Source organism: Comamonadaceae bacterium M7527, assembly GCA_021044545.1.
GTDB lineage: Bacteria > Pseudomonadota > Gammaproteobacteria > Burkholderiales > Burkholderiaceae_C > RS62.
In genome coordinates, this window is sequence record CP087990.1 from 927,310 (window position 1) to 941,073 (window position 13,764).

10 protein-coding genes and 1 pseudogene are annotated in these 13,764 nt (G+C 55.8%); 2 read left to right on the plus strand and 9 right to left on the minus strand.

Annotation, left to right across the window (positions count from 1 at the left end; genetic code table 11):
* Positions 1 to 19 precede the first annotated feature (19 nt).
* The 3 genes from rpsF to LN050_04425 all read right to left on the minus strand — a co-directional run bounded on the left by rpsF (position 20) and on the right by LN050_04425 (position 2,975).
* Positions 20 to 385, minus strand: a complete 366-nt coding sequence (gene rpsF, locus LN050_04415; GenBank protein ID UFS57069.1) for a 30S ribosomal protein S6 — start codon at positions 383 to 385, stop codon at positions 20 to 22.
* 216 nt (positions 386 to 601) lie between these two features.
* A complete protein-coding gene (locus LN050_04420) occupies positions 602 to 2,656 on the minus strand; it encodes a cation acetate symporter (protein ID UFS57317.1) in 2,055 nt (684 codons plus the stop codon).
* Between the two features lie 37 nt (positions 2,657 to 2,693).
* Positions 2,694 to 2,975 carry a DUF4212 domain-containing protein gene (locus LN050_04425; GenBank protein UFS57318.1) on the minus strand — a complete coding sequence of 94 codons (282 nt, stop codon included), beginning with the start codon at positions 2,973 to 2,975 and terminating at the stop codon, positions 2,694 to 2,696.
* Positions 2,976 to 3,162: 187 nt separating this feature from the next.
* Between LN050_04425 and LN050_04430 the strand changes: the two genes are divergently transcribed.
* Positions 3,163 to 4,602, plus strand: a complete 1,440-nt coding sequence (locus tag LN050_04430; protein UFS57070.1) for a DUF294 nucleotidyltransferase-like domain-containing protein — start codon at positions 3,163 to 3,165, stop codon at positions 4,600 to 4,602.
* A gap of 20 nt (positions 4,603 to 4,622) precedes the next feature.
* Here the strand turns inward: LN050_04430 and LN050_04435 are convergent, their stop codons facing one another.
* Positions 4,623 to 6,833, minus strand: a complete 2,211-nt coding sequence (locus LN050_04435; protein UFS57071.1) for a DNA polymerase III subunit epsilon — start codon at positions 6,831 to 6,833, stop codon at positions 4,623 to 4,625.
* 30 nt (positions 6,834 to 6,863) lie between these two features.
* Positions 6,864 to 9,270, minus strand: a pseudogene (gene ppsA, locus LN050_04440) (phosphoenolpyruvate synthase).
* A gap of 161 nt (positions 9,271 to 9,431) precedes the next feature.
* Here ppsA and LN050_04445 point away from each other — a divergent pair.
* Positions 9,432 to 10,253 carry a kinase/pyrophosphorylase gene (locus LN050_04445; GenBank protein ID UFS57072.1) on the plus strand — a complete coding sequence of 274 codons (822 nt, stop codon included), beginning with the start codon at positions 9,432 to 9,434 and terminating at the stop codon, positions 10,251 to 10,253.
* 20 nt (positions 10,254 to 10,273) lie between these two features.
* Here the strand turns inward: LN050_04445 and LN050_04450 are convergent, their stop codons facing one another.
* From LN050_04450 to LN050_04465, 4 genes are all read right to left on the minus strand, one after another.
* A complete protein-coding gene (locus LN050_04450; GenBank protein ID UFS57073.1) occupies positions 10,274 to 10,642 on the minus strand; it encodes a hypothetical protein in 369 nt (122 codons plus the stop codon).
* Between the two features lie 214 nt (positions 10,643 to 10,856).
* Positions 10,857 to 12,659, minus strand: coding sequence for a cation acetate symporter (locus LN050_04455; GenBank protein ID UFS57074.1), 1,803 nt, complete (start codon positions 12,657 to 12,659; stop codon positions 10,857 to 10,859).
* Positions 12,660 to 12,670: 11 nt separating this feature from the next.
* A complete protein-coding gene (locus tag LN050_04460; GenBank protein ID UFS57075.1) occupies positions 12,671 to 12,922 on the minus strand; it encodes a DUF4212 domain-containing protein in 252 nt (83 codons plus the stop codon).
* A gap of 280 nt (positions 12,923 to 13,202) precedes the next feature.
* Positions 13,203 to 13,610, minus strand: coding sequence for a heme-binding protein (locus LN050_04465; GenBank protein ID UFS57076.1), 408 nt, complete (start codon positions 13,608 to 13,610; stop codon positions 13,203 to 13,205).
* Between the last annotated feature and the right edge of the window lie 154 nt (positions 13,611 to 13,764).

Genomic DNA, 13,764 nt, shown 5'->3' on the forward strand with positions numbered 1-13,764 from the left:
TCACCTCAACATGCGGCCATTAAGCGGCGGTCTCCTGGTGTTGGGCTTTGCGAGCTTCTTCGCGCTCTACAGACTTCATCATGGAAGAAGGTGCGGTTTCCGCTTTCTTCTTCACCACAGTCATGTGACGCAACACAGCATCGTTGAACTTGAAAGCGTATTCCAGTTCTGCCAAAACAGCCTGTTCAACTTCGATGTTCAAGCACACGTAGTGGGCTTTGCTCAACTTGTTGATCTGGTATGCCAACTGACGACGGCCCCAGTCTTCTTCACGGTGGATCTTGCCACCGCCGGCCGTAATTTGGCCCTTGTAACGCTCCAGCATGGCTGGAACTTGTTCGCTCTGGTCCGGATGAACCAACATCACGATTTCATAATGACGCATCTCTACTCCTTACGGATATATCCTTAACGGATGAACAACCACCCCTGAGCGTCAACACAGAGTGTGGCAAGGTTAGCCCGCAATTATAGCCCGGTTTGACCACAATTGCGTATGGGCTCTCATGAGGTGGACGAAGGCACGCAAACGGCTCACCCTGCCGGCTGACAACACCCAAGCCCAGCTGGTACTCGCGAGGCGAACCCACTGCAATCCAGTTCAATCACTAGACGCATGGCGCAATGCCTGTACCTGACGCTGCACGGCCAAAGACGGTGCAGGCGTTAGCAAACTGGCCACCACCATGACCGCAAAGCCAACTGGCACGCCGAATACGCCGGCCGAGATGGGTTGTATGTCCCACCACAAATGAGGCTCGCCTGTCAGCCCCAACACGCCGCGAAGCCAAGGCTGAGTCGTTGCCATATAGAACACGGTCACCCCCATGCCACTGAGCATGCCCAACACGGCCCCCGTGGTGTTAGCGCGTTTCCAAAATATGCCTAACGTCAGTGCCGGGAAAAAGGCAGACGCAGCCAATGAGAACGCAGCCGACACCAAAAACAAAATATCGGCTGGCTTTTGGGCCGCAACATAGGCTGCGGCCAAGGCAACCACCAACAGCAGCATTTTGGAAATCGTTACCCTTCTGGCAGTCGAGGCCTTGGGATCAATGAGCTTGTAGTAGAGGTCATGGCTGAGCGCATTGGCCACTGTTAACAGCAAACCGTCGGCCGTGGACAGGGCAGCGGCCAGGCCACCCGCGGCGATTAAGCCGGATACGACATAAGGCAAACCTGCAATTTCTGGGGTGGCCAACACGATGATGTCGCCGCCAATGCTGAGCTCGTTGAGCTGCACCACACCATCCTTGTTGACGTCTGTCAAGGACAGCAGTGATGGGTCGACTTTGCTCCAAGCCGACACCCACGCCGGCAACTGGTCAAAAGACGAACCTACAAGACCATTAAAGATTTCGTACTTCACCATCACGGCCAAAGCTGGCGCCGCCAGGTACAGCAGCACGATGAACAGCAATGACCACGTCACCGACTGACGCGCCGCGCGCACTGTGGGCGTGGTGGTGTAGTAGCGCACCAGAACATGCGGTAAGGCAGCAGTGCCAAACACCAGGCAAAACACCAGGGCAATAAAGTTGAGTCGGGACGAGTCAAATAAAGCCTTGTCTTCCTCGCTACCGTCGGGGTCTCCCAGGAAAGGCTGCGCATGCGGCTGCATACCGTTTAGCGGCTGAGACTTGATTTGTGCAACGCGCAACTGCTCACGCCACACGGCAGACGCACCATCAACCGTACGCGGCAGCTTGGCCAGAAAGCGCTCTGCAGCCGCACGCTCATGCAGCGGGGCGTCCGCCTTTTTTAACGCTGCCACCGCGGCTTCGGCAGCTTTGCGCTGGTCTCTAAGCGCACTGGCGGGCGACTGTAATTGAGCCGTTAAGGTCGTCACTTGTTGTGCAAATATCGCCTGCACTTCAAGCTCTGCGGGGTCTGCCATCAACACACGCTCACGCTCGCCCACCTGAGCCAGCTGGTAGCCGTAGGCCACTTGCGGCACCGGGTTGCTGGTTTGCTTGACAGACAGCCACACCACTGGCACCAAAAACGCAATGATTAAAACAATGTACTGCGCGACTTGGGTCCAGGTCACGGCACGCATGCCGCCTAAAAAGGAACACACCAAAATGCCGCCAAGGCCCAAAAACACACCCAACTCAAAGGCGACGCCTGTCAGGCGTGACGTGATGAGGCCTACGCCGTAAATTTGAGCCACCACATAGGTAAAGGACACCAAAATAACGGCAAACACACCAATCAGGCGAGGCACGCGATCGCCGTAACGAGCGCCTAAAAAGTCTGGAATGGTGAACTGCGCGAACTTGCGCAAATAAGGTGCCAGCAGCAAGGCCACCAACACGTAGCCGCCCGTCCAGCCCAGTACAAAGGCCAAACCAGTGTAGCCACTGATGTACAAGGTGCCCGCCATGCCAATAAAACTGGCGGCTGACATCCAATCTGACCCTGTGGCCATGCCGTTGTAAACCGCTGGTACGCTGCGCCCAGCGACGTAGTACTCGGTGGCGTCCGTGGTGCGGCACACCAAGCCAATGCCAGCGTATACACCAATGGTGGCAAACAAAAACACAAAGCCTATCCAGCTTCTGGGCATGCCCATTTGCTCAAGCACGCCCAACAAGACCACCAAAGCAACAAATGCCAAGGTGTACAGCGCGTACAGCTTGTTGAGGCGGCCCATCCAGCCAGGGCTGCCCAGCGTGTGGCTGGCGCGCAGCTTATTCAAGCACCCCTCCGTCAGGCTTTGTCTCTGCCAAGCCATACAGCACGTCAAGCTTGTGCGATACCCACGCATACATACCGATGATGAACACATACACCAGCAATATGCCTTGGGCAGCCATCCAATAGCTAAACGGCCAGCCTAATACAACCACATTCAGCTCACGCGCAAAGTAAGTGCTGCCAAAGGTCACGACCGCCCAGCCTATGAGCAGCCAAAAGGTCAACCGCTTCACTTTGCGCCAGTGCGCACGCTTGCGCGCCAGCAAAGCGGCCATATCCAGGTCGCTGAGGCTTGCATGGGTACTGGTGACAAACGGTAGCTGGTTATCGGACTCGGCCATAGGGCAAACAGTGGGACTGGGGTTGCGCAAAAACTGTGTAAAGTGACAGACACACCCAGTGTAGCGGGCAATACCAGCCCCATCGCCAGAAAAAATATCGCTTTGCGCAAGAGCCTGCCCCATGACATCAGCCGACATCAGCAACCAATCCAAACCGCTGTCCAGCCTCATCAAGCGCAGCGCCCTCACAGTGTCGCCAACCGCCAGCATCAAAGAGGCGGCGCAGTTGATGCGTGAACAAGGGGTATCTTGCCTGTTACTGGCGGATAACGGGCAGCTGCGCGGCATAGTCACAGACCGAGACATACGCAACAAAGCCGTCGCGCAAGGGCTGGACAGCAACACAAGCGTTGAGCACATCGCCACACTTAAGCCCATCACCATTGACGCGCAAGCCACCCTGTTTGAAGGCTTGCTGTTGCTCACCCAGCACAACATACACCACTTGCCGCTGATGCATGGCAGCGCCATCAAGGGCGTGATTACGGCCACGTCACTGATGCAAACTCACCATGCCTCACCCGTAGCTGTGGCCAATGATATTCGCAACCAAACCGATGTGGCAGGGTTGGTGAAAGCCACAGCCAACACCCAAGACTTGCAGCAAAGTTTAGCCTTGGCCGACGCTTCGGCCTACAGCATTGGCCACATCATGACCGCCATTACAGACGCTGTGACCAACCGCTTGCTAGAACTGGCCCACCAACGATTAGGGCCTGCGCCTGTGCCCTACGCATGGGTGGCAGCGGGCTCTCAGGGGCGCTGCGAGCAAACGGCCAAAACAGACCAGGACAACTGCCTCATCTTGGACAACCGTTTTGACGAGGCCGCGCACGGCGACTACTTTGCAGCCCTTGCCGCCTTCGTATGTGACGGACTGAATGCTTGCGGCTATGTGTACTGCCCAGGCGACATGATGGCCACCAACCCGCAGTGGCGCGTCACGCTTTCTCAATGGCAACGCTACTTCACACGCTGGATAGACCAGCCAGACCCGCGCTCTCTGATGCTGACGTGCGTGTTTTTTGACTTGCGCTGCGTGGGGGGCACGGCAAGCTTGCTGGACACGCTGCGCGAGGGTTTTTTGAGCCAAGCCAAGGCCAACGGTATTTTTCAGGCTTTCATGGTGGGCAATGCCTTGGGCCATAAGCCTGCGCTGAATTGGCTGGGCAACCTCAACTGGCGCGCCGCAAAGAAACACCCACAATCCATCAACCTCAAACACAACGCTATCGTGCCCATCGTTGACTTGGCACGCGTATACGCGCTGGCCCAAGGTGCCACAGGCGTGAACACCATGGACAGACTAAGCCAGGCCGACCACAGCACCGCCGTTAGCCAGGCCAGCGCGCATGACTTGCGCGACACACTGGCGTACCTGTCCAAGCTGCGCATTCAACACCAAGCCACACAAACCCGCGCTGGCCAGGCGCCCGACAACTATTTGCGAGCCAACGAGCTGTCGAACTTTGAGAAAAGCCGCCTTAAACACGCGTTTCAAACCATAGTCAATTTGCAAGAAGCGCTTGGCCGACGCTCGGGTGCACAGCGCTTGGCCTGAGAAAGCAACCGAGACGCCGGCTAATACTTGAGTCGTGCGTAGTAAGTCTGTTGTGAGGCACTGAGGGCCTGGCCCAATGTTGTAATGCCCTGCTCTTGCAACATGGGCAGCATGTTGAGCCACACGCGTGCGGTGACCAGGGCATCGGCCAGGGCATTGTGTCGCTGCGATACATCTACGCCCAAACGAGCGGCCAAGGCCTCCAAGCCGTGTGTTGCCTGATCTGGGTATAACACCGCCGCCAGCAACAAGGTGTCCAACACAGGCTGGTCAAACTGCAGACCAATCGCGTCTTGCTTGAGCTCCAACAAACGCATATCAAACGCTGCGTTATGCGCCACCAACACAGAATTGCCAGCAAAGGCGTGAAACTTGGGCAAAACTTCAACAGCCCTGGGTTGGCCAGCCACCATGTCGTCTGTAATACCGTGGATAGGAATAGACGCAGCCGGTATACGGCGTTGGGGGTCAACCAGCTGGTCCAGGTATTCAGTCTCGCGCAACTTGCCATTAACAATGCGTACGGCCGCAATTTGAATGATCTCGTCACCCAAAGATGGGTTTAGGCCCGTAGCCTCGGTGTCAAACACGGTGAACGTCAGACTGGACAGGCTTTGGTTGTGGCGCTCTTGCTGCTGAGCGCTAGATTGAAACAGGTCAAAGTCGAAAAACTCCGGGCGTTGGGGGGCTGCCGTACGCAGGCCAGCCGCGCAGCTGGGCGTGCTGGCGGTTGATGTCGCAGGCGCCGCTGCATTAACGGCCACCACCGGCAGCTCCCACCTGAAAAACGCCTCGTGTTTGGCCCTGGCGCGATCAAATGACATGCGTGCGCCGTGGCGCGAGATCACATCGCGCACAGACATAGCCACATGCCCACCATTCACGATCATGGGGTCTAGCTCCCAACTCATGGCCGTCTCGGTGCTCATCACTTGGCCAGTCCACGCCAAGTCTAATTGGGCACGGTTGCCAGCAGGTAACAATCTCAAGATGAGGTAGCGCAACTCAAAGGCATCGACCAAACAGGCACTTTGGTGCGCCAACGCTTGCACCAGGGAGTAGCTGTCCAGCTTGAGCCACAAATCGTCGGGTGCGGCCTCCACAATCATGCGCACACTCACCCAGGACTCAATTTGCTGGGCTGCTGCATTCAAAAAATCATTGGCAGCCATGTCTTGCAAAGGCCAGCGTGTCACCCACTGCTGTGATGCGGTCTCTGCCGCGGCAGCCAGACGGCGACCCAAGGTGCTGACGTCGTCTTGAATGCGCGCACGCCACCTCACACGCTGGGCCTCTGTCAAGTCGCTTTGTTGCAAGGTGGCAATCGCGGTTTGCAGGCTGGCCAGGCTGGCGCGCGAAAAGTCTGTCAGCTCATACAACCAGGCATCGCGCTGCGCCTGCACATGGTGCTCTTGGGTGACGTCTTGCAACATCAACACATAGCCATCGATTTGCTCTGCATGTTCAGCAGCTGGGCCGTGCACGGCGCGCATCACAGCGGCCACCTGCACGCGCAACATGTGCCCGCCACCAGATACAGCGACAAACTCTGTTGCTGGCCTGGCACCGCCACGTTGCTGCTGGCTGGCCATGGTGCGCAACGCATGGTCTACCAAATTGGCATCAAACAACTCACGCAGCGAGCGGCCTATACCCAGCGGCACGCCACTTTGCGTGCTGTTGCGCAACTGCAGGCTCGCTTGCTCGTTGTACAACAGCACGGTGCCCTGCGCGTTACAGACCAACACGCTTTGCTTGAGCTCGGCCATCAAAGCGGCCAGCTGATCACGCTCGGTGGCAATGCTGGCGCTGGCATTGGCCACTTGATCATGCATCTGGTGGCGCAGGTCATCGCGCTCCTGCAGCAGCGCGTTGGCCGCTCTGGCCAGGCTTTGCTGCGCGCGCGCGCCCTCTACCGGCAACTGCACCAGACGCTCGGCGCGCACGGCCATGGTCATTTGCTCAACAAGCCTGGACATGGCCAGCACATAGCGCTCGCGCAGCGCACGGGTTAGCAGCAACACCGCTGCCAAACCCGCCAGCGCCAACAGCGCCAACAATGGCCAAAACACAGCCACGATGTGCGCAGTCTCGCCTGCCACAGAGTGGGCCAGCTCAGCGGGCAAGGCCCAGTACACCAGCAAGCCACCCAGCGCCAGCCAACCCAGCACCAAGGTGGCCGCTGCAGCCGCAGCCATCAACACGCCCGCATCAAAGCCTTTATTCGACATGGCTGCGTTGCGTGGTGGCCAAGACCTTGCTTAGCTGGCGGCCAGGCGTTTCCAAGTGGCAACCACCGTGTCGGGGTTAAGCGAAATGGAGTTGATGCCTTGCTCTTTCAACCACAATGCAAAGTCTGGTGTGATCGCTAGGGCCTTGGCCACAAATACCCACATACTTGCCTTGCTTCAAGCACGCCTCAATGGCCCGGCTGAGCATCGCTTTGACAGCAGGGTCACGCTCATCAAAGTCAGCGGCCAACAGCTCAAGACCGGAGTCACGATCAAGACCTAGCGTGAGCTGCGTGAGGTCATTGGAGCCAATGGAGAAGCCGTCAAAGTACTCTAAAAACTCATCGGCCAATATGGCGTTGCTGGGTACTTCGCACATCATGATGACCTTGAGCCCGTTGTCACCGCGGCGCAAGCCTTGCTCTGCCAGCAAATCGGTCACGGCTTTGGCTTGTCCCAAGGTGCGCACAAACGGCACCATGACTTGCACGTTGGTCAAGCCCATGTCGTTGCGCACGCGCTTGATGGCATCACACTCCATGGCAAAAGCGGCGCGGAAATCTTCACTGATGTAACGCGCAGCACCCCTAAAGCCCAGCATGGGGTTTTCTTCGTCGGGCTCGTAGCGTGAGCCGCCAATGAGTTTGCGGTATTCGTTGGATTTGAAATCAGACAAGCGCACAATCACTGGCTTGGGCCAGTAGGCTGCGGCAATGGTGGCCACACCTTCTGAAACCTTGTCCACATAAAACGCAGTGGGAGAACTGTGGCCTCGGGCGACAGACTCGACGGCTTTTTTTAAGTCGGCATCAATGTTGGGGTAATCCAAAATAGCTTTGGGGTGTACGCCGATATTGTTGTTGATAATGAACTCCAAGCGGGCCAGGCCCACACCGGCGTTGGGCAACTGACAAAAGTCAAAAGCCAGCTGTGGATTGCCCACGTTCATCATGATTTTGACGTCAACCTCAGGCATCTCGCCGCGCTGCACCTCGGTTACTTCGGTGTCAAGCAAACCTTCGTAAATGTTGCCGGTGTCACCCTCCGCGCAGCTCACCGTGACCAAAGCGCCTTCTGTGAGCTTGGCCGTGGCATCGCCACAACCCACCACAGCTGGAATACCCAACTCGCGCGCAATGATGGCAGCGTGGCAGGTACGCCCACCCCGGTTGGTCACGATGGCACTGGCGCGCTTCATGACCGGCTCCCAGTTGGGGTCTGTCATGTCAGTCACCAACACATCACCGGGTTGCACTTTGTCCATGTCGGCAATGTCATCCACCAGACGCACGGGACCAGTACCAATTTTTTGGCCAATGGCGCGACCTGCAACCAGCACAGTGCTCTTGCCTTTGAGCTTGTAGCGCATTTCAGCCTTGCCTTTGGCTTGGCTTTTCACCGTCTCTGGGCGGGCTTGCAAGATGTACAGCTGGCCGTCCGTGCCGTCTTTACCCCACTCTATATCCATGGGGCGACCGTAGTGTTGCTCGATAATGACCGCGTACTTGGCCAACTGCTCTACGTCGGCATCGCTCAGGCTGTAGCGGTTGCGCAGCTCAACAGGCACATCAATGGTTTGCACCAGTTTGCCGTGCTTGGCCTTGTCTTGGTCAGAGGCAAACACCATTTGGAGCTTTGAGCCCAGGTTGCGGCGGATCAGCGCCTTGTTGCCAGCGGCCAGCATGGGCTTGTGCACGTAAAACTCGTCGGGGTTGACCGCGCCTTGCACAACCGTCTCACCCAAACCGTAGCTGGACGTGATAAACACCACGTCCTCAAAGCCAGACTCGGTATCTATGGTGAACATCACACCGGCTGCGCCCGTGTCTGAGCGCACCATGCGCTGCACGCCAGCACTCAAAGCCACGTCGGCGTGGGCAAAGCCCTTGTGCACGCGGTAGCTAATGGCCCTATCGTTGTACAAAGAGGCAAACACCTCTTTCATCTTATGCAGCACATCGTCAATGCCCACAACGTTCAAGAACGTCTCTTGCTGGCCTGCAAACGAGGCATCTGGCAAATCTTCGGCCGTGGCAGATGAGCGCACCGCAAAACTGGCTGCAGGGTTGTCACCCGCCAAGGTTTGAAAGGCAGCGCGAATATCCGCATCCAGTTGGGGTGGAAATGGCTGGGCCTCAACCATGGCGCGAATATCAGCGCCAGCCTTGGCCAGCTCTCGCACATCCTCAACGTCTAGCGCGTCCAAACGCGCGTTGATTTTTTCAGTCAGGCCGTCAAAGGCCAAGAACTGGCGAAACGCGTGGGCAGTGGTGGCAAAGCCCGTGGGTACTCTAACGCCGTTGGGAAGTTGAGAGATCATCTCGCCCAGGCTGGCATTTTTACCGCCAACGATTTCGACGTCGCTGTTACGCAGTTGCTCAAAAGGCACGACCAAAGCGGTCGCGTCAAAACGATCTGAAGGGTTAACGTCAGACATACACAGGACTCCACAAAGTTAAAAATGCGGTGCTCGCTGTGGGGTGCACACAAGGTGGTCGTTGTTGTTCTTATGACCAAGGGCACCTGGTTACAGCGCGATTACATGTATTGTAGAGGGGTATTCCCACGCGAAACTGTCAAACCCAATCAAACCAGCATATGCCCAACCGCACTGTATTTTTTGTATCTGATGGCACTGGCATCACCGCCGAGACGTTTGCCAAGGCCATTCTGGCTCAATTTGAAATATCGCCGCGCCATGTCCGCCTGCCCTTTATGGACAGCGTGGACAAAGCCCATCAGGCCGTGCGCCAAATCAACCATGCCGCCGAGATTGAAGGCAAACGCCCCATTGTGTTCTCCACGCTGGTCAATATGGAGGTATTGGCCGTCATTAAGGAAAACTGCCAAGGCATGCTGCTGGACATGTTTGGCACCTTCGTAGCCCCGCTGGAAGAAGAGCTGAACCTCACCTCCAACCACAGGGTAGGCCGGTTTTCCGATGTCACCAGGTCTCAGGAGTACCACGACCGCATAGAGGCCATCAACTTCTCGCTGGCACACGACGATGGCCAAAGCAACAGAGACTTGGCCAGCTCAGACGTGATTTTGGTGGGGGTTAGCCGCAGTGGCAAAACCCCAACGTCTTTGTACCTGGCCATGCAGTACGGCATCAAGGCGTCCAACTACCCGCTGATACCCGAAGACTTTGACCGGCATGAGCTGCCACCTGCGCTGGCACCCTTTAAAGCAAAAATATTTGGGCTCACCATTCAGCCAGAGCGCTTGAGCGAAATACGCAACGAACGCCGCCCCAACTCCAAGTACGCCAGCCTGGACAACTGCCGTGCCGAGATACACGAAGCTGAAGCCATGATGCGCCGTGAAGGCATACGATGGCTGTCAACCACGACCAAGTCGATTGAAGAAATTGCAACGACGATATTGCAAGATGTGCAGGGAAACGGGCGTAGCTACTAGCCCGCTAGCGGGAGCCTGATTTAGTCATCCTGCGTCGATTGCCTGACCTGCTGGGCTGCTGACTTGGCGTCGCGCTTGGCTTGTTTGGCCGCAGCTTTATCAGCTTGCGTTTTGTCCCAATGGGCATGGCGGCTTAACGCATAGTTAAAAAACAGCTTGCACCAAATGGTGATGCCTGCAATGGCCGTCCACTCATCTTTGGCCAAACTGGCACCCACCACACCAATAATCACGCTGAGCACCACTGTGGCGGCCACCAGGTTGGCCACCATGTCAAACGGCGCAAACTTGGCAGGGTTGGGGGGAGACTCGCCATTTTTTAAGGCGACGCCTGAGAAGTCACGCTTAACTGCGATGCGCCAGACTTGGCGAAACCATACAAAAGCCATGGGGAACAGGGCCAAAAACAAAACCCAAGTTAAAACCAAGTCAACGTAACCGTGCATATATAGCGCTCACTCTATTCAAATACCACCAAACACTTGTTTGGCACTCAATGACCAACTGTAAAAGAAAAAAGCCCTGCAGCATTACAGCCGCAGGGCTTTTCACTTCTGGCTGACCACACCGGGCAAGCCCGGTATGGCCAACCTCAAGCGTGGCTTAGTGACCAGTTGCGGCACCCGCACCCTTAGGGATACGGATAGATTCAACCAGGTCTTGCACGTCCTGTGGTGTTGGTGCAGTGACCTTGCACACGATGAAGGCAACAATAAAGTTGACAATCGCGCCCAAGGTACCGATGGCGTTTGGCTCAATGCCAAACCAACCATTGTTACCACCAACCAGCTCTACAAACTCGGTGCCCTTGATGAACAAGATACCTTTGTGTGCAAACACATAGAACAAGGTGACAGTCAAACCAGCCACCATACCGGCCATTGCGCCTTCGCTGTTCATCTTCTTGGAGAAGATGCCCATGACGATGGCTGGGAACAATGAACTGGCAGCAATACCAAAGGCCAAAGCCACGGTACCTGCTGCAAAGCCTGGTGGGTTTAAGCCCAGGTAGCCTGCAACAAACACGGCAACCGCCATGGAGATCTTACCGGCCAGCAACTCGTTCTTCTCGCTGATGTCTGGGTTGAATACACCCTTGATCAAGTCGTGAGACACGGCTGAAGAAATCGCCATCAGCAAACCGGCAGCAGTGGACAGCGCAGCGGCCAGGCCACCAGCGGCTACCAAAGCAATCACCCAGTTAGGCAACAACGCAATCTCAGGGTTGGCCAACACGATAATGTCGGCGTTCACTGACAGCTCGTTACCCTTCCAGCCAGCAGCTTCAGCTTTCGCCAAAACAGCTTCGTTCTTGGTGCCATCGTTGTAGTACTGGATGCGGCCATCGCCGTTCTTGTCGTCAAACTTCAACAAGCCAGTCACTTCCCAACGCTTCATCCAGGCTGGACGCTCGCTGGCCATGATGCTGTTTTCTTCAGCAAACAAGTCGCCGCCAGACTTCACAGCGGTGTTCACTGTAGCGTGCAGGTTCAACTTGGCCATTGCGCCCACTGCAGGTGCGGTGGTGTACAAAATGGCAATGAAGAACAAGGCCCAACCAGCAGATGCACGTGCCTCGGACACTTTGGCAACCGTGAAGAAGCGAACAATCACGTGTGGCAAGCCAGCTGTACCGATCATCAGTGATACGGTGTAGAAGAACATGTTCAACATGCTGCCGCGGCTAGTGGTCGTGTACTCGGCAAAACCAAGCTCAGTCACCACCTGGTCCAACTTGGCCAACAGCGATACGTCGCCACCAGCAAAGTCACCACCCAAACCCAGTTGGGGCAGTGGGTTACCAGTCAGGTTCAACGAGATGAACACGGCTGGCACGGTGTAGGCCAAAATCAACACGATGTACTGAGCCACCTGTGTGTAGGTAATGCCTTTCATACCGCCGAAAACAGCGTAGGCAAACACAATGGCCATACCAATGTAAATACCCATTTCTTTGGTAACACCCAAGAAACGTGAGAAGGCCACGCCCACACCAGTCATTTGACCAATGATGTAAGTGATAGACGCCACCAACAAACACAACACGGCAATAGAGCGTGCAGCCTTTGAGTAGTAACGGTCACCAATGAATTCAGGCACTGTGAACTTACCGAACTTGCGCAGGTAAGGTGCCAACAACATCGCCAGCAACACGTAGCCGCCCGTCCAACCCATCAAGAATACGGCGCCGCCGTAGCCCATGTTAGCAATCAAGCCGGCCATGGAAATGAATGAAGCAGCAGACATCCAGTCAGCAGCAGTGGCCATACCGTTCATGACGGGGTGAACACCGCCGCCTGCAACGTAAAACTCGCTGGTGCTACCGGCGCGGGCCCAAAACGCAATACCGAGGTACAGCGCAAAGGTAAAACCTACGACAACGTAGGTAATGGTTTGAAGTTCCATGCTGTTGCTCCTTAGTCTTCGCTTACGCCAAATTCACGATCAATTTGGCCCATCTTCTTCGTGTAGTACACGATGAGGATCAAAAAGACGTAAATGGAGCCCTGTTGTGCAAACCAAAAGCCCAGTGGGTAACCACCCAGGCTAAAAGAGTTCAATGCGGGAGCGAACAAAATACCTGCGCCATACGAGACCAAGAACCAGACTACAAGAATCCTGGTCAGCAGGCTGAGCGTTGCCGCCCAGTAGCCTTTGCTGTCATTCATAGGTCATCTCCTAATATAGAAATGTTTTTTCAAATCACAGCAAACGTCGGTCTGCTGCACTTTGTCTGGAAACACGCAGGCATGCACTTTGCAGCCCACGTTTTATCCATCGACAGTGCAATGTGTTCGCCGTGGCTTACGGCTAACTTATGAAATGTCAGCAAACGCACCAAAACTAGGGTTTATCCTGACTATTTAGACGAAAAAAAACCGCCAATCGTGGCGGTTCCTAGTACGAGAGTTGTAAGCAAGGAGACCGCTTCTTACAACCTGCGCAATATTAAAGACCCAGAGCTGCAATACCGGCTTTGGCAATTTGCGCGTCTTCGTTTGACTTCACACCGCTAACACCTACCGCTCCGATACACTGGCCGTCTTTCATGACAGGCACGCCGCCTTCCAACAGGCCGTCAATCGCTGGCGCACTTAAAAAGGACACGCGTCCGTTGTTGATCATCTGCTCGTACACGCCAGACTCACGGCAGCCCATAGCGGCTGTATGCGCTTTTGAGGTCGCAATGTGCGCTGACACTGGCGCCACATTGTCCAAGCGGCTAAAACCAAGCATGTTGCCGCCGTCGTCAACCACGGCAATGGCAACCGCCCAGCCGTTTTTGACGGCTTCTGCCTCTGCTGCGGCCAATACGGCCTTGACGTCTGACAATTCGAGTACGGCTTTGTTTTTCATGAACTTTCCTTTGGTTGAAGGGTCTCACCCTGATTGAATTTGTTTGCTGTGACAAAGAGTGTTGCAGCAATCCTTCAAGCATACCGCCGTAATGGCCGTCAACGCCGCTGAATTGCCTGCATTTCAGTCACATTAACCTCACAGCTTGTAGCGA